At 39.3% G+C, this 18,031-nt stretch carries 10 protein-coding genes; 2 read left to right on the top strand and 8 right to left on the bottom strand.

Annotation, left to right across the window (positions count from 1 at the left end):
- The 5 genes from ACWATR_RS37025 to ACWATR_RS37005 form a co-directional block, all read right to left on the bottom strand.
- The coding region (locus ACWATR_RS37025) for a DNA methyltransferase (RefSeq protein ID WP_460344406.1) at nucleotides 1-1,582 on the bottom strand (1,582 nt) is incomplete at its 3' end.
- Nucleotides 1,583-1,703: 121 nt separating this feature from the next.
- Nucleotides 1,704-5,414 (bottom strand): DUF6079 family protein, encoded by a 3,711-nt coding sequence (locus tag ACWATR_RS37020; RefSeq protein ID WP_460344403.1) that lies wholly within the window; start codon nucleotides 5,412-5,414, stop codon nucleotides 1,704-1,706.
- Between the two features lie 28 nt (nucleotides 5,415-5,442).
- Nucleotides 5,443-9,294 (bottom strand): BREX-3 system P-loop-containing protein BrxF, encoded by a 3,852-nt coding sequence (gene brxF / locus ACWATR_RS37015; protein WP_460344400.1) that lies wholly within the window; start codon nucleotides 9,292-9,294, stop codon nucleotides 5,443-5,445.
- Nucleotides 9,291-11,915 (bottom strand): PD-(D/E)XK nuclease family protein, encoded by a 2,625-nt coding sequence (locus ACWATR_RS37010; RefSeq protein ID WP_460344397.1) that lies wholly within the window; start codon nucleotides 11,913-11,915, stop codon nucleotides 9,291-9,293. The genes brxF and ACWATR_RS37010 overlap by 4 nt, the downstream gene beginning before the upstream one ends.
- A gap of 258 nt (nucleotides 11,916-12,173) precedes the next feature.
- Nucleotides 12,174-13,184: an IS4 family transposase gene (locus tag ACWATR_RS37005; RefSeq protein ID WP_460344394.1), complete on the bottom strand. Its 1,011-nt coding sequence runs from the start codon at nucleotides 13,182-13,184 to the stop codon at nucleotides 12,174-12,176.
- Between the two features lie 211 nt (nucleotides 13,185-13,395).
- On the opposite strand from ACWATR_RS37005, the gene ACWATR_RS37000 reads away from it, so the two are divergent.
- Nucleotides 13,396-15,054, top strand: coding sequence for a protein kinase domain-containing protein (locus tag ACWATR_RS37000; protein WP_460344391.1), 1,659 nt, complete (start codon nucleotides 13,396-13,398; stop codon nucleotides 15,052-15,054).
- A gap of 148 nt (nucleotides 15,055-15,202) precedes the next feature.
- Here ACWATR_RS37000 and ACWATR_RS36995 read toward each other — a convergent pair whose 3' ends face one another.
- The gene (locus ACWATR_RS36995; RefSeq protein WP_138504558.1) at nucleotides 15,203-15,400 is read right to left on the bottom strand and encodes a ribbon-helix-helix domain-containing protein; all 198 of its coding nucleotides are present in this window, start codon (nucleotides 15,398-15,400) and stop codon (nucleotides 15,203-15,205) included.
- A 306-nt stretch (nucleotides 15,401-15,706) separates the two neighbouring features.
- Here ACWATR_RS36995 and ACWATR_RS36990 point away from each other — a divergent pair, with 306 nt between their 5' ends.
- Entirely contained in the window at nucleotides 15,707-16,459 is a 753-nt protein-coding gene (locus tag ACWATR_RS36990) for an antirestriction protein ArdA (protein ID WP_460344387.1), read from the top strand.
- Between the two features lie 186 nt (nucleotides 16,460-16,645).
- Here ACWATR_RS36990 and ACWATR_RS36985 read toward each other — a convergent pair whose 3' ends face one another.
- Entirely contained in the window at nucleotides 16,646-16,975 is a 330-nt protein-coding gene (locus ACWATR_RS36985) for a hypothetical protein (RefSeq protein WP_322694889.1), read from the bottom strand.
- Between the two features lie 80 nt (nucleotides 16,976-17,055).
- Nucleotides 17,056-17,883: a hypothetical protein gene (locus tag ACWATR_RS36980; protein WP_460344383.1), complete on the bottom strand. Its 828-nt coding sequence runs from the start codon at nucleotides 17,881-17,883 to the stop codon at nucleotides 17,056-17,058.
- Nucleotides 17,884-18,031: the final 148 nt, after the last annotated feature.

Here is an 18,031-nt window from a genome sequence, read left to right as displayed (position 1 = left end):
AGTTCTCATCCGCAGAAGCTGTTATCGTTAAAGAATCACCTTGTTTGTTTGTGAGCTTTTTAAATCCACGACTTATCCAATTTATTCTGTCGCTTATTTGTTCAATGACTGAAGTCTCTATAGGAATTGACGATATATAAAGAGTTCCTTTAAGATAACCAGCATTACAACCACCACCACCAAAAAAATAATATTTTAGATGAATTCTATTCATTTTAGTTGCTCTATTGAGCATACTGGAAAACATAAATTTGTTAAGCAAGATTGGCGAACTCTTGATCAGCCTATTCACAACAGATAAAGCAGATAGATTTCTTGTTGTATAAAAATGATGTATGTGTGTAATTCCAGCTTGATCATTGCGACGAGATTCTTCACCCTCCGGCATTCTTTCTGTCGGAAAGTAATCAACTATGTTCTGATTATCAATTTCTTTTATTAAAGCCAAGTCAAAAAAATCAATTTTTTTATCAAAACTTTTATTATTAAAACTATAGTTAATTAATACTGGTACTTGTTTAGATTGTTTTATAGTCTCATTAATAGCAGTATCAAATCTTGTTACCCATGCTCGCTCTATATTACGTTTAGTCAATCGAGCATTACAATGTGGGCATGGAAAGTCATCAAGCACCTTACCAGCCGCTTTATCTATAGCCGCTTCCCAAAATACTAACTCATCAGCACATTCAGGGCAGGTAAAAACATCAGACCAAACAGTATAATTAATTTTTCCAAAAGATAATCTGCTATTTTGAATATCAACTTGTGGATTATTAGATTCTTTAAGTAGTGAAACTCCTCTTCCAATCTGTTCTGGGTTGGGATTGTGCAGCGTTAAATACATCCAGCCGCATTCCTTTTCTACTTCAGCTAATATCCGCTTTGCTTCTTTTTCAAACTCTGATACATCAACAGGCGTATTATAGTTATAAGCAATGAATGTAGCTGCCGGCGAAAGATCATTTAAAATTGCACGTCTAGTACCTAATTTAGAAAAAGCTTTACCTTCTTCATCCAAAATAGTACCATCAGTCTGCACCTTATAACCCAAAGATTCCACTGTTGCTTTATCACCACACAACTGTGCTGCAACACCCGTCATTCCAGTCCCACAAAACCCATCAAAAACAATATCACCCGGTTCTGTGTAGTGCAGAATATAACGCATAATCGCCTTATGTGGCACTTTCGTATGATAGGAATGAGCATTATAAATCGGGTCGTTTTTCCCTTCACTTACATCTGCGGCGAAAGGTTCCCGATGAGATTCATCAGTTTCAGAAGAAGAGTTATTATCTTTTTCTAGATTCCAATAATTAATAAAATCTTCAATAAAAGGATTAGGACAGGCAGTATAGTAAGGTGGATCAGAAAGCGCCAAAATATCTTCATCTTCACCAATAGGAAATCCCTCTATCTGGCGAAATTCTGGTTCTTGTAATTTTTCTCGCAACTTTTCTGTAAAATAAGCTCGGCGTGCCTCATCACTTTCAAAAGTCATACCAAGGCACTCAACTGCACCTTTTTCTTCAGAATTTGTATTAAGTTGAATATCTAGTGGTAGTTGCTGTCCTTCCATTTGATGACTCTGCTTTGGTTTATATTGTCTTCTCTCAAGCACTCCCAATTCCTAGAGAAAATTCTCTCAGAATAAACTCCCCCTACCAGGAAGCTAGAAGGGAGTTAAGCCTGGGGTTATTTTATTCAACAACAATCCTGACCTTACTTAAATCCTTACCTCTTGCAAGGTCGCCAAGATAATCATCAAAACGCTTCTTCATTTCTTGTACAGTACAAGGTGAACCACCTGCAAGTAAAACTTTTTGTAAGTCTTGCGTGTTCACCACCACTTTTGCTAAACCGGAAAGGACTTCCTTAACCGCATGAATAAACTCGTTTGTCAATGGATTAGGTAGAATCCGTGATGCCAAAAACTCATCAACTAACCGTCTTTGCTCAGTTTTGAGCAAATTCAAATTTTCTCGCGTTGTCGGGTCTTCCAAATTCGCTAGTAGTGTCTGCGTCCAGTTAGCCAAAATTTGGTCTAGCTCTGTTTCAATCTCCCCTAACCCACTGCTAGCAGGTATATCTATTGCCTCAGTTGCTGGTTTAAACTGACAGTGAGGACAAATTGCCGTGGCTTGCAATTCCTGTTCAGTCAATATTGCACAAGTTTTCAAACTTGCCAGATTATTTTGCCAATCCCGGAACTGACTAGCTGGCATTAAATCTATTGTCGTCAATTTCTGTAAACTTTGCGATCGCACATCTTGAAGCAACTGGGCTTTGAGCCTGCCTTCATTTACACCTAGTCGTGCAGTAGTATGCAATGCCATGTAATTTTGGATGTAATGCTGCTTCAGGTCTGTTAGTTTTTGCAAGCTTTGCTGGCGAAAACTAGCTGTAGAACGCTTCTGGGAATTTAAGATATCTGTCAGAATTTCCCCCTGCACCTGTCGCATTTTAGCTAACCAAGGATGTTCACTCGGTAACACTGCCTCGGCTGTTGTCAGGTAAGATGCAATTGCTCCCAGATTAGTGAGTAAATCTTGCAGTGCGGTAATTTCTGCCAGGGTTTGCAAACCACTACGGTGAGTAGTGATTTCTTGCTCTTGATAGCGGAAGTTTTTCAGCTTACCTGGAGTAGTAAAAGATTGCAGTGACTCCAGAAAAGTTTTAGTTCGGTCTAAATTAGAGCGATATTCATTTTGTAATACATCAGTTAAAAGATTTCGTCCCCAGAAAATTAACCCAGTTTGTAATTTCTGCCGTGCTAATACAATTTGATTAACTGTTTCAGTAACAGCCTTCTGCAATTCCTGAACTGGTTCAGCTTGACCCTGAGTTATCAACTGAGCCATTCCTGGTGTCAATCCCAATAGCTCAAATAATGCTCTCAGTGCAGGTAAATTCCAATCTTTCGGTTGTTCAAGGTGCTTAAAGTTAATTAGTTCCTCAACAGAAGTAGTTACCAAGGTATCCAAATTATTAGCATCAAACTTGTTACCTGGAACAGCTAATACTATATCTCCGTTGTAAACTAATGCCGCAGACAAAACCACAACCCACTGAGGTTCTAGGCGATATTGACCAGGAGCCATATACTCCACACCCAACACATCCTGAATAATTTCTACACGATTGAGAACTTGACCAGAACCCTTTTGCTGTAGAAGAGACAAAATATATTTGGCATATTTGGAGCTATGAACATCAAGCTTGTCGCCATCGAGTAATTCTAAAGCATCAAGAACTGCGATCGCTTGCTGGGTTTTGCTGCTACCCTTAATAAAACGCAATGCGTCCTGTGCAGCTTGGCTTCTGTTCGCACTGGTAATCAGCACATTAAAAGTAGGATATTCTGGTGCTTGATCGGTAAAATGACCAGCCAAACAGCCAGAACTAATTGTATTGAGAATATCGCGTACATTTGCACGCGCACCACTCGCTGCTTTAACACCCTTCATCCATTCCAAAAAGGATTTAGTTTTTCCTTGGTGAGTAACTTCAAAGGCTGTTGTCATGTGTTCTTGCAGCCAATTAACCAAATTACGTAAAAAGCTTTTTGCCTTATCTTCATAACTTCTCTTCGCTTGTCCCGATGAAGTTGAACCTAAGTCTAATGCAGCAGCGTACTTGTTCAAATTCTGCCGAAAGGTATCATCAGGCTTTGCTAATTCAAAGAAAACCTCATCAGCATTTTTTTCTTTTTTATAAGGTGGCGGGTCAAAAGGTGGAATAAAGTACAGATAAAAATCTCTTGATGGAGCTGCGGTAGAACGTTCATTTGGCGCACCAAAAAACAAATAGCCTTGACGAGTAGCTTTTTTGGTTGTCCACTCTAACTCATGTAACCAAATGCGATAACCAGTAACATAAGTTTGGTCTGTGCATTCCAGCACCTGTTGGAGTGCTAAAAAATAATATTTGTCTAACTGTGAACTATCGAGACTCTCAGATCGCTTCTCAATCAAAGCATCATAATCATCTGTTTTCTTTAAATCAATATAATATTGACGGTTATTAGTGTTAGAGGAAATAAACTGGCCACTAACCGTTTTATAAATTTCCCGCAATACCGTTTCAATTTGGGAGAGCAAATCATCCGCAGGCTCACCCCCTAACTCTGCTACTACTGGGTCATAAAGACATAAACTGTCTCTTAACTCATCTGGTGTTGCACCCAAAGGTGAGTAAATATCTCCTACAGTTAAACGATGTACTGATAGCGCGGCGATAATTCGCAATGCTATTGGCTTATAAATAGGACGAGTCAAAGCTTGGCGAATGCGTCCTTCTAGCACCTGGGAACAGTCAATCACTGCGCGAATATCGGGAACTGCGCGGAAGGAAGGGTTTTCTTTGAGGGTATCCCAGTAGCTATCATAAGCAATTAAACCTGGTGCATCTTGCGGCATATTTTGGTTGACCAATTTCCGCATCGTCACAGACAGAGTTTTCAGCACCTCCCGCTTTTCAGCAACAGTAATTCGCTCAAATGTATCAATATAATCCGGGTGAATGGGAAACAGCCTGACAAATTCATCCATCCGCTCGTTCATATTGCCGTAGAACTTGGCGAAAGGAGTTAAATGTTCTCGAATTTTTGTCAGTTGGTCTGCGGTTTTCTTTAACAGACGTTCTGAAACTACATATTTAATATCTCTACGAGCAATTAAAATTTGCTCAAAACGGTCTTTAACTCGACGAATTGCATCAGCTACAAATGCAAAACGCGGATTATCAAATAAAGTTTCTTGCAAACCTGCTATGATGCGGAATCGCAAATCTTTACAAACTTCGCCTAATTCTCTTAAAAATCCCAGATCAAGAATTAAGGCTTGGTCTTTGCGACTGCGTAAATAGTCTAAGAACTCATCTATCACAAACAGCAAACCTTGATCAGGAAACTGTTCGTGAAAAAGCGCCATCATATCTTCAAACACACCCTTATGATTAGGGATTGTATCCCTTGGTGGAAACTGAAATCCAATCCCCCAAGTTAAGAGTGCTTCTTCTAGCTGGGAACAGACAACTTCTCGCAAATCCATTGTTGTCGAACCCAGTTCTATGCGAATCACCTTGAACTTACCAGCAATGGGACGCGCACTCTCAGCAACTTGAGGATTTTGCAGATAGCTAGAAAGTTCTTGATATTCGGCGATCGCACTTATCACGGACATTAAATGCGACTTCCCAGTACCGTAATTTCCTACAACCAGAATACCTTTATTATCAGCAGGCTGCTCAAATTGCAAATTCGGAAAAACTATAGATGCTAGACGATCTGCCATTTCTTGAGAAATTACATAAGTGGAAACCAGTCGCTGTGCCTCAGCTAATTCACTAGCATCCTGTAATTGAATTACAGTCTCAATAGGCTCAAATTGAATTAACTCACCGTATTTCATAGCACCATTTTTACTCTAGTTATTAGCTTTAGCTGGCTTCCATCTGTTCGAGGTTAACGATTAAAAAATCCTTTACAGGATAACGACGGTACTCAGGATGTCCTAGTTCAGCATAAATTAAATTATTGTTCTCAATATTACCGTGCCATCTAGCCACAATGGTACGATTGCGGGCTAATTTCTGGAGACACTGTAATGGGTCAAGGTTGAGAGAAGTATCAAACAGAATCTCCAAGTGTTCTAAAAAAATTACCCTATTATCAGGATTCCCAATTATTTTTCTTAATAACTCTTCTGCTTTTAAAGAACGCTGCCGTTGTGTCAACTCTAGTAACTCTCGACTCAATTCTAGGTTGACATTTATGTATCTATTGTTACCGAATTTGGCAATTTTTTGAAAGTTGATTTTTTGAGTGCGATCACTTTGCCTACCGCAGGCATCACATGGAACTATAATCAGCCGATAGTACTGTTCTGCGGCTTGGGGAAAGTAGCTGCTAATTTTTGTGGATATTAATTCATATTCAGCAATATTTGGTTGTTCAGGCTGCGTGTTTACCTCAAACGATAACTTTGTGGATGAAGAAGAATTTTCATTTGTTTCCCTGTCTTCCTGCTCTTGAGTTTCTGTGTCTGCCATTTGAAAGGCAGTTGACTCTGCTGCGTCATCTGTTGCTTGATAACGTTCGTCGCAAATTTCCTGATATGCACAAAAGCCGCAATTAGCGTGGGAAGAATTAGCCAGGAAATTTCCATCCAAAATCTGTTGAACTAAAATTTCTGCCTCTTGACCAGTGTTTTGCAATTCTTCAATGCTAAATGAGTGCAAATAATCATGCCGGAGGTAAGCTATGTGAGCATTAGTGCTTCCTGTTGCTTGTGCATAAGCCCAAAGCTGAAAGCAGTGATGTTGTGGGTCTATTTCTTGGTCAGTTTTGAAATCTAGAACCCAGTCTTCTCCCAACAAATCAACAACACCGTTAAAGGTCAAGTGTCCAACATTCAAATTTACAGGCAACTCCCACTGCCCTTTTTGAAACAAGGCAAAATCTGCCACCTCATCAAATCGCTGTGCTAGCTGCAAAGCCTCATCAACATATTCTTTTGGCAAACTAATGTCAAATGCTGCTAGTGTTTCTAAGTCGCGGATATCCCGTTCCAAAGCCAAGTGTGCCAAAGTTCCGACTCGCCTTGCCCTTCCAACACCTGAGCCAATTCCTGGATGACCTTGTATAAACCGATAAGCAAACCGTTTGGGACATAGGGCATACTCACTTAAAGCAGTGACAGGTAATTCAAATAAACCTGCTCCGACAGAATTGATTAGTAAACTATGAGGTTCTGGTGGTAAAGGTGGTTCTGGTGGCACTGGAGGTTGTGCTAATTCTAAATCAAAAGGAATAGTATTTAGAGAAATTCCCGCAGCAGCTAAACCAAGTTCTAGCTTATTTAAACTACCTCTAGATTCGTGGGTTGCAGTCAGAATTAGTTGATCTCGCGCACGGGTTAAAGCTACATACAGTAACCGCAAAGCCTCTGCTTCTTCCCTCTGTTTCCGCAAATGCTCCAAACAAACGTATAGCACAGGCTTTTGAGTTTCACCTTGCTCGTCCTCTAACTTCAAAGCAACACCGTATGCAGGGTCAAAATAAACTGTTTCGCTAGGATGGGATTGGGAACGAGCTAAATCAGGAATAACTACTACTGACCACTCCAAGCCTTTAGCAGCATGGATACTCATTAAAGCCACTGCATCATTAGCTGATAAAGGTAAACGGGGTATTTTTATTTCTGCTGCTGCTAACCGCTTAAGACGACGGACTGCGGCAAACACATCACTACTGCCATGTTCTAACTGCTGTACTAATTCTACAAAACCTCGCCAGTCAGCTTCTCGCCGTGCTGCACCCGGTAAGTTAGTAATGACAGCAGTGTAACCAGTTAGATGATTTGCTAGTTGCAGAAGGCGAGTTGGGGGTTCTAAATTGCGATCGCGCAACAGTTGACCCAATACAAGTATTGGTCGCTGCAATTCAGGAATATCAGATAATTTTAGTTTTTGCCACCAGTTAGTTTTCGATTCTTCGTCTTTTTCTGTGGTCTTATTTTGCTCTTGGCTTTGAATGAAAGTAAACAGAACTCTATCACTAACTGCAAAAAACGGACTACGCAGCACTGCCACTAAAGCTAAATCGTCACTGGGATCAGCCAAAAAACGCAACAATGCCCAACCATCTTTAGCTTCTCTTGTGGCCAGTAAATTACCACCGCCAGCCAAAGCGACAGGAATTCCCACACTTTCCAAAGCTTCACCGTAAACTTCCAACGGTTCCCATGTGCGAGACAATATTGCAATATCTCCAGGCAGCATTGGACGCAGCATCTGAGTTTTTTTATCGTAAACCGGAGTTTGGTCATCTAGCATTTGTTTGAGTAGTTCCGCTATATGACAAGCTTCTACTCTTAAACGCTGAGGTTTATTGATGTCTGACTCGGCTTGTACTGTATAAACTTGTACTGGTGGGTAAGAATTAGGGCAGTCTGCGCGATGAGCATCTAAATTTTGGTGTATACTACCTAGCAATGGAGCAAATATATTGTTAATATCATCCACCAGTAGTTTGTGAGTGCGGAAGCTAGTGGTTAAAATCTCTTCATTTCCACCACAACTGGTAATGCGATCGCGCCAACTATGAAATACTTCAACATCAGCACGGCGAAAGCCATAAATTGATTGTTTAGCATCCCCGACTATAGTCAGTAAAGTATTTTGCGTGAGTAATTGTAATATCTCCGACTGAACAGGGTTAGTATCTTGAAATTCATCGACTAAGAAAGCCTGCCATCGTTGAGCATAATAAAACTGTACTTGCTCATCTTGTAAAGCTCGCAGTGCGCCAACTTCTAAATCTGCAAAGTCCAAAACACGAGAACGGTGTTTCTCTTGATTAATATGTTTTTGTACTAAACTAAACGCTTCTTGCAGTGCTGGTAGCATAACTGCTAATTGTTCATCTATTGCATTACACTCCAGAGTAATCAAACCTTTTTTTAAACTTTTTTTTACCAAATCCTTTATTGATGAGATCGCATCTTTGATTTCATTCAAACCCCCATTTAACCAATTTTTTGTACTTCCCCCACGTAGGCTGATTTTATTCAATATCTCTAGAATCGTTCGATGTTCTTCTCCTTGCTCAAGGAGTAACATAGCCTCTATTACTTGCTGGCGAGCAGATTCTATTAAATCGCCACCTTTACCCACGTAAGTTTGTAAAGTATCTCGTGCCTCCTGCCAAATTGGATGTTGGATTAGCTCATTGAGTGCTTTTGCTTGTAACTCCTCTGCCAACTGCTGCCATTTTTCAGTACCCTGTGCTAAAGCTTTCTCAGCAGCAATTGGGTCTTTAAGCAATGTCTGCAAAGTTTGGGACATCAAAGAGTAAGGAATTTTTTCGTAAAGCTCTACAGGTAAAGAATCCAATGCTTCATCTAACCACTGGCTAACCCAAAGAATTCCCTCCAGTTTATCTAAAACTGTAAAATCAGGTGGCACATCCGCAGCTTGGGGATGTTCCCGACAGATTCGCATTGCTAAAGCGTGGATAGTACTAATTTGAGCCGCCTCAAGTTCTGCCAATAAGTCAGAACGTTCTGGTAATTCCTGACTGACTAAAAGACGAATGCGCGATCGCAACTCCGCAGCCGCTTTTTCTGTATATGTAACTGCAACAATCTCTAAAGGTGAAAACTCACGCACCCGCAGATGATACAAGTAGCGTTCGGCAAGCATATAGGTTTTACCAGTCCCCGCACCTGCTATGACTGCAACACTACTATTGGCATAGGCTGCTTTTTGCTGTTGTTCAGTCAAACTCATAGGTTAATTCCTTTGCGGCTTTGGCGAGAACCTTTACGACAAACTAAGTCGTAAGGACAATACTGACAGGCATCTTGATCAACATCCGGTTCAACTGCGTAATATCCTGTTTGCAAGAAAGTTTTGATTTTTTGAGCGATCGCTTCTAGTGTTTCTTGGCTTGGTTGTTTCTTAGGAAGCTTTTTGCCCTTGGTTACAGAATAATAATAAGCTTCATGTACTGTTTCTCCAGGAAACAAAGTTGTACTAGCAAAGTGAATATATAAAGGTAGTTGAATATCTACATTAGCTTTACCAGATTCATCTTTAATACCTTTTGGCACTTGAGAACTGGTTTTGTAATCTAATAAAACTAAACCTTGGGGAGTGCGGTCTATTCTATCAATTACACCTTTAATATTTAAGCCATGCCATTCTCCACTAAACTCTTTCTCTACATGGAAAAACTCTGCCTCTGATTGACGAAAATCAGGTTGCACACAAGCACGCTCTAAAACTTTTAAATGTTCTATTCTTCGAGCTTCCCAGGCTGACAAGACAGGTAACTGTAAGTCTTGTTCTGCTTGCACAAAAGCAGATTGTAAATTCTCTGTAATTCTGGTTAAATCTGAAGTATTTAATAAAGCTAGTTCCAAACTACGGTGATACACAGAACCTCTTAATCCTGAACTTAATTCTTCTTCAGCTTCTTCCAACTCTGCCAATTTTAAAACTTTATTAGCAAACCATTTAAAGGGACATTGACCCAAAGCAGTTAGTTGAGATGCACTAAATACTCGTCTATCCGGGTCTAATGGCAGACCAATTACTCCATCGTACTCATCATAAGGGTCTGCTCCTTCTCTTCGTTTTTCCACATTCCAAGCATGAACTGCCTGTGGTAAAACATCATCGTCTGGTAAAGTCTCACGTCGAAGATAAATTTGTCGTGCCTCTTCTAAGCTGGCAACAGGTAAAAGTGGAGGTTGCAAAATTTCCAATCTCAATCGGGACAAGTAAGGACTGGGTAAAGTGGGTTCCTTACCAATCATCTGCGGGTAAGAAAAAGTCAAGCTTTGGGTAGGAGTTTGTAGTAAAGCATAGAATGAAATTACTTCTCTTCGCGCCGCTTGTGCCGCATCCTCAAACTCAAACCCCTGTTGGCGCAGTAGTTTACGTTCGTAAAAATCCAATATTGGGTCATCTTGTACTAGCGCTGGTAAAATACCTTCTACTGCACCCAAGACAAAAACGTGCTGAAATTTTGCTCCAAATAAGGAAAGGGGTGTATGCAATTCCACACCTCCTCTACCAGGTTGGGCAGGCACAGTCACCAGTGCTAAACTGCCCATAACATCCGCAGCAAATTCTCCGAAACTGATGACTTCCTCTTCTGGTTTCGACAAGTCCACCAGCACTTCCTGAAATTCATAATAAGCAACAATCTCCCTAGCCCAATGTCCTGCACCTTGACGCAAGTTAAACTTATTCAATACATCTTGCATCCGTTCTACCCAATTAGCGCGAGTATCTTCGTACTGCCAATCGAGCAGGGAAAGGTTAATGCCCAAACCTTGCCATGCCAAAAGGTCAGATGGATGCTGTTTACGAGCTTCTTGCCAAACTTGGGCAGATAAAAAAGAACACAAGGGATGCCTAAGCAATCTGGCAGTTAACTCAAAGGGAAATTTTTCTTGGATAACTTCCAATAGTAACTGTACCCAAGCTCCCAGCCTAGTGGCGTTCAACGGTACTCCATAAAGAGCGCGTACTGGTAATTTGTACTCGTAAGCTACATCTAAAACTGTTGGCCCATAAAGTGTATCATCCCTAGCTACAAGCACAATTTCATTTGCTGGCGTTCCTTGGCTGAGAAGATTTTTTACCTGGGCTAACGTGCCGCGTACCTCTGATTCCAAGTGTGGATAAATGTAGGCTTTGACATCAGGAGGAACTATTGTTGTATTAAGGAAACAATTTTGCAGTTGCTCACCTAATGAAAGAGTAGTTTCTTCCAAAGCTTGTACTTCCCAGCCCTTCTGCTGTAACCATTCCACAGCTTTTTTAGGATCTACAAAGTTGCTAGACTCTGGACAAGGCAATACCATCACACTCTCATCATCTGCGATCGCATTTAAAAAGTTAAGTTGGTCAATGCGGGGATGAAAGTAGCCATAAATCAGAACTGGTTGATGTTTAGTAATAGCACCGCTAGCCTGCCACAGAACTTCAGCAGGATCTATCATGCCCCTTTCTCTGAGCAAACTTACGTATGTTTGAGCTAAAAGAGCTAGTTTTTGGGTACGATTACTACTAACAGCAGCAAGTGATTCTGGATTGATTCCGGCACGCAATATAGCTTTGACGGCAGAAGACAGAGCGCGTGTAGTTCCTTCAACATCAGATGTTTGAATAACTGTACCTACTGCTGTATGCAGCAAGCGTAATGTGATTAGTATTGGTGCAACTCGAATACCTGCTTTTAGCAGACTTTGTTTCCCCAGAGTTTCTAAGCTTTGGTGTGGTACTTTTAATGCTCGTGCTGCAAGTGAAGTTGGGGTAATTACCTTAAGAGAGGGATACTTAGCTAACTGCTGGATTAAATAGCTATGAGGTAGGCTGAAGTCAACAAGTCGCTTCATTTAATTGTGGTTGCCAATTTTTGAGGTTTAGTTTTGGCTTCCCTATCATGAAAGTCCATCTTCCTTGAGTTATAACCTCAGTACTCATAACTGTCTATACATCTCATACTGGATGCTGATTCCCCAAAATATTTTGAGAGCCGCGACAGCGCAACAAGCCTGCGAAGAAGAGGCTATTTCAAACCCTTTAGACAGAAATGTTGAATCTCGTAACAAAACTTTACAAATATAAAAATACTACTCCTAAACTGACTGATTTTACCAAGTAAAACTGATTCGTTTGAACCAATGAATATAACTTATTTTCTCATTCATAAATGATTGTAAATAACGTAGTTTATCTAGTGTTGTTTCCCCTATTTCTTTGGGAATATCTAATAATTGTAATATCGTATATACTATTAAACAACTATAAATTTGTATGCGGATTCCATTCTCATTTTTGGTCATGAGTTTATCTAGTTTTAAGTGCATTTTTAGAAACTTCCATAAAGTTTCTATTCCCCAGCGTTTCCTATATATTTCGGTAACTTCCTCATTACTAAATTTGTCTTCCGGTAGATTTGTTACTAACCGATATTCACTCTTGTTCTCTAAATCACAAAAATCGACAACTCTGACTTCAATTTGATTTTCTCCTGTGCCTACTAAACAATTTCCATTTTCTAGCATTTCTAAACTGATATTATTTTTTATTCTTAAGACAAAATATTTCTTTTCGCTTTTTAAAAAGTCGGCTATTCTAATCAATGAAGAAAATCCTCTATCCATTATCCCAATACCGTTTTCAGGAATTGCTTCGATGGTTTTTCCTCCATACTTACTATCATGTCCTTGTCCAAAATGAATAACTATTCCTGCCGCTTCTGATGTCCAACTATTTAATCCACAAAATAACTTTACTTGATGATATCCTTGTGACCACATTAGCTTACTTGTTAATGTGATAATTGTTGAATCTAAGGGGAATAATATTTCATCTTTACTCTTTCCTTTTTTCTGGACTAATTCTCTGTTGGCTTTGTTCAATATCTTTTCAAATACTTCTACTTCTCTTGTTTTACTTGCTTTTGAAAACGTAGAGATATCCATTTCAATATCTCGGCTATTTAACCGGAACATTAAATCTCTCATGCTGACTAAACTTTGATCCATTACCCAGCCTAACCAACAAGATACAAATAAAAATGTATTTAATACTGGATAATCGTTTTTAGGTACATCCTTGAGCAGTAATTTAAGAATTTTAGGAAACTTAGTAATATACATATTAATTATTTATTTTGTCTTTATATCCAGATTTTACTATAAATTTTGTTCCAATTTTTACTTAGTTTTCTTAACATTCAACACTTCTGCCCTTTAGACTAAAACAAATTTTAAGCAGGATAATAGCAGTGAGGAAAAGGGGTAAAAAAAGAAGGCGTGAAGCAAGGATAGCTACATATTCGTAAATTTGAGTATTTTTTATGAGGTTTAAATGGCTTTAGAAGTTGGAAATATCGTCGGTGGACGCTACAAAATTGTTGAAGAACTACAAGCAGGAGGCTTTGGCAAAACTTTTGTTGCAGAAGATTCTATGAAATTTAATACAAAATGTCTTGTTAAAAAGTTTATACAACCTTATAATCAAAAGACTGAATTAGGGCAAAAAGCAAGAGAATTATTCCAAACGGAAGCAAGAATTCTTTTAGATTTAAAAAACTATCAACAAGTTCCAAATTTATTAGCTTACCTTGAGAATGAAGACTGCATAGTACAAGAACTCATCCAGGGGAAGACTTTGAAAGAAGAACTAGAACAACAAATCTTTGATGAACAGGAAGTTTTAGAATTTCTTTCTGATATATTGCCAGTACTTCAAGTAGTACACAAAGAGGGCATTTTTCATCGTGATATTAAACCTGATAATATCATACGCAATGAAAACAACCATAAGATAGTGTTAATTGATTTTGGAATTGCAAAGAAAATTTCAGAACTTAGCTCTCCAACAGATGAAAGTTTAATCTCTAGGACGTATAACAGCACAACACTAGGTACACCTGGCTATAAATCACCTGATAGTATTGTATCTGCTGCAAGTGATTTATATTCTCTTGGTGCTACTTGCTTTCACCTTTTAACTGGATATTCACCTGAAGACTTAGAGTGGAACTATGGAGATGATTGGTGCGAAAGATATTGGAGTAACTTGGAGATTAAAATTAAAAAATCTACAGCATTTATCTTGAAAAAACTTCTTGATCTGGACGTGGCTAATCGTTATCAAACTGCTGAACAAGTATTGAATGATATTAAAAACATAGATGAAGTAAGACGGAAGGAACGAGTAGAATTTCTTCTATCTATAATCAATAGTAATACAGAAGAAAAATATAAATATTTAGCAATCGACGATTTAATAGAGTTAGAGTCCGGTGCAAGTGTAATAGTTCCTTATTTGATTGATATGCTTAAGAGTGATGATCAAGAACTTAATTCATTAGCAGAATCTCAATTAAACAAAATTGGTCAAGACTCAGTTATTTCTGTTGCTGAGTTACTTCAAGAAGATAAAGTTGAAGTTAGAAGACGATCTGCCCGTGTACTTGAAAGCATTGGTTTACAAGCAAAAGCAGCAATTCCTAATCTTATTCGTGCGCTAGAAGATAGTGACCCTGAAGGAGATGTTCGTTGGTATGCTGTTATTGCAATAGGAGAAATGGGAATACTAGCCAAAGACGCTGTTCCTGCTCTAATTGAAAGACTAAAAGATACTTATTCAGGCATTCGTGCTTATGCTGCCTTTGCTCTAGGAAGTATGGGACAAGTTGCAGAAAGTGCAATTCCTGCTTTACACGAGAGAATAACAGATAAAAGTCATAATGTTTTTATAGCTTCATTAGAAGCATTAGAATCTATAGGATTTGATATAGAAAGTATTAAAATAACGTTTACTTCAGAAAACACACAAAACAAAGAAGATTTTTCTGGAAAACAAGTAATTGTTAATCACAGAGAGGAGCAACTTAGACTACTAAATGAAGAGAGGAAGAAACCTGGCATTCGTCTTCGATTTAGACGGACTCGATGTTCTGAAACACCTCCTCAAGGAGAAACCTGGCATTCATTTTACGAGTCAAAAGTCCCAAACTAAGAAGCTTCAATACTCAATTTTTCACTTTGGTTATGAAAATCCAATAATAGCTATGACCGCCTCCACTTCACAAGCGTCCTGTAACGTCGCGCCTTACAGAAGAATAACAAATATACGAGTGCAGCGATCGCTTGAGCAAAATTCACAATCAATCTTCCTGGGAAGCTGAAGCTTGTTCTTTAGCCACAGCCTCAGCAATAACCTGCCGCAACCACTCGGAACGATTGGGCTTGTTTCGCACGTAGGCATCTAAATCTTCTGGGAGCATCACAGATATAGGTTTTGTATCACATTTTACACCTACTCCTTTTGATTTAAAGCGAGTAGCAATATCGTTTCTTGCCATAGTGATTATCCTTTCTCTCTACAACTATAATAGCAAAACCCACATATATGTGGCAATATATTAGATATTTTTATAATTAAAATCGGCTAAAAGCCTTTATTATCCCACATATATGTGGGATAATAAAAGAGTAAGAAATAGGAACGGAGCGCCAAAAAGACTCCCGGTAACGGAACCGAACCGAAGCGTGAAATTTCAGATGTAGCGCCAAGTCCAAAACTCTTACATAAACAACAGAAAAAGCACCCCCGACGACCAATCTAAAGGTGCTTTTTCTGAGTTCTAATACTAGAGGGATTCTAACACATGAATTTGTTTTCTAACACTCTAATATTTCACTCAGAAGTAGAAGCGCAATTAGTTGCTGAACAAGTTTACAACTGCCGCCTTGAAGGTAATATTTTAAGCTGTCCTATTAAGGAACAACGGGCAGTAGATTTAGCAATTAGTCTAACTGGTGTTGCCTTACCAATAGTTGAAGGTGCAAGCTGTTTGCTCCCCTTCCCTAAACATGAGCGCGAATGTCAAGATGATGATGCACCACAGATTTATGTAGCTTGTTTATCTGCATACAACAATGGCAAATTACACGGAATGTGGATTGACTGTACACAAGATGCAGATGAAATTCAAGAAGATATTGAATGGATGTTATCTTGGTCGCCTTGCTGTAATTATGAAGCCTGTGAAGAGTGGGCAATCCATGATTTTCAAAACTGGCATGGTATTCACATTGATGAATACGAAAGCATAGAAAAATTAGCCGAACTTGCTCAAATATTATCAGAGCATGGTGCAGCCTACGCCGCTTATTATGAATATGACGGTAGTGAGGCTAGTGTAGAAGATTTTCAAGAATATTACTGGGGTGAGTACGAAAGCGAAGAGGATTTTGTTTATGACCAACTCGAACAACAGGGATTGATTAAAAACTTAGAAGACATGGGTATTCCTAGCTTCTACCTTAACTTTGAGGCAATAGCCCGTGATTGGTTTATTGATTCATACTATTCAGTAGATGAAAGTTACAACAAAGTCTACGTTTTCAGCCGTCACTAATAAAATCAAGGGGGTAGCTAATAACTAACCTTGCACTTTTAAAAAATGACTAAAACAATTCGGAAGTCGGAAGTCGGAAGTAAAACTATTTCCGAATTCCGGCCTCCGAATTTCAACTTCAGTTGACCAGTTGACAAATGAATTTTATGAAAATTAATTTGTCAATATTTAAACCAGTCCGACTAACTAACGTTTATGCTTGGAGTCATTTTGAGATGACTGTTTGATGTAATCACTAGGGATAACTATCTTGGATTTATCCCAGCGCAACAGATAGCAGTAACTTTTAGTGTTAGGGCAGGCTACAAAAGCTGGAAAATTCACACCAAAAGTAAAAGCTAAGGATGTAAAAATTCCAAGCGAAATTAGATAAAGTGACCATCCTGACCACCCAGAGCCAATCCAGCGTGCAAAGTAAATCAAATTGACTTTGAATTGCTGCGATCGCTGACTACGTAGTTTCGCTTGCTTCTGCTGGGCCTCAATCCATTGCTGAGATTCATTGAGTTTGTTCAAAGCTATTTGGGTTGCCCGAAGCTTGGCTTTTTCCTCAATAATTTTGTGCGCTTTGACCTCAATAGTATGCTTTTCCTCATCTATTCTGATCTTGACCCATTCTCCAATGTCGGCGGCAAGCTCATTAAAGGCGGCTGCGGCTGGAATACTGGGGAAATCGGCTTTTTTCCCATGACCTTAGCTCTAAACGCCTCTCGTAGTTGCTGCCATTCCTGTTGAAAAGCAGGCGATTTCATCTCCTCTAATAAAGACTGCAAATACAACTTGGGCAACCCAGCCATATCACCCTTAGCCTTCTGCCGTACCATTTCTCTAATTAACTCTCGCTCCTCCTCACCCAATAAAGCCGTAGTATCTCCAAGCTGTTGCAGAAGTTCATCTGTATCTACATCTGATGTCGAGTTATTCAGCCCGAAATGTTGTGCAACCTCCTCAAAGGATTTGTGTTGATTTTTGATTAAATCGCAAGCCTCAAGAAAGCGATCGCACTCAGCTTGGTTATATTCATCCTGGTCTTGGAGTCCACAAGCTTGCAAAATTGAGAGAGATTCACCCAGCGAAATTTTAGCACCTACTCGCTCCTTAGCTCTAGACAACAATGCAGAGATATCTAGAGGTTCAGCAGCAGGTTCATTCTTCTCATTTTTAAATTTTTTCCCTCTAGGTTTTGGGCTAGTTTCTGGTTGCTCCTTAACTTCTAATTCTTGTTGAAATAAATCCGTAGCTTGTTGGTAGTCAGAGACACGTTCACTTGTAAAGTATTGACGGACAGTATCAAAACCAGATTGGATCTCTTCATCTGCATATTCATTACAATCGGTAGACAACCCACAGGCGCTGAGAGTCGCATTCACATCTTCCACAGAGAGCGAATAAAGATTTTGCAGAGCTTCTTTAGTGTATGGCATGATTGTTAATTCCTACTTGAATGCTTCTTCTAGTAGCTCGTCATTTTCAAGGCTCATTACTGATGTCAAATTTTGCTCACCATCACTTTTAAGGTGAGTAGGTACAGATTTTGGTGTAGAAACATCAAAATTGGGATCAAGGTCAGCA

This window comes from Nostoc sp. UIC 10890, from assembly GCF_054786515.1.
This window is presented reverse-complemented; position numbering and strand designations above follow the sequence as displayed.

Coding starts and splice junctions, on each gene's coding strand:
- ACWATR_RS37020 (WP_460344403.1), bottom strand. CDS start 5,414: ATGAAATACGGTGAGTTAATTCAATTTGAGCCTATTGAGACTGTAATT.
- brxF (WP_460344400.1), bottom strand. CDS start 9,294: ATGAGTTTGACTGAACAACAGCAAAAAGCAGCCTATGCCAATAGTAGT.
- ACWATR_RS37010 (WP_460344397.1), bottom strand. CDS start 11,915: ATGAAGCGACTTGTTGACTTCAGCCTACCTCATAGCTATTTAATCCAG.
- ACWATR_RS37005 (WP_460344394.1), bottom strand. CDS start 13,184: ATGTATATTACTAAGTTTCCTAAAATTCTTAAATTACTGCTCAAGGAT.
- ACWATR_RS37000 (WP_460344391.1), top strand. CDS start 13,396: ATGGCTTTAGAAGTTGGAAATATCGTCGGTGGACGCTACAAAATTGTT.
- ACWATR_RS36995 (WP_138504558.1), bottom strand. CDS start 15,400: ATGGCAAGAAACGATATTGCTACTCGCTTTAAATCAAAAGGAGTAGGT.
- ACWATR_RS36990 (WP_460344387.1), top strand. CDS start 15,707: ATGAATTTGTTTTCTAACACTCTAATATTTCACTCAGAAGTAGAAGCG.
- ACWATR_RS36980 (WP_460344383.1), bottom strand. CDS start 17,883: ATGCCATACACTAAAGAAGCTCTGCAAAATCTTTATTCGCTCTCTGTG.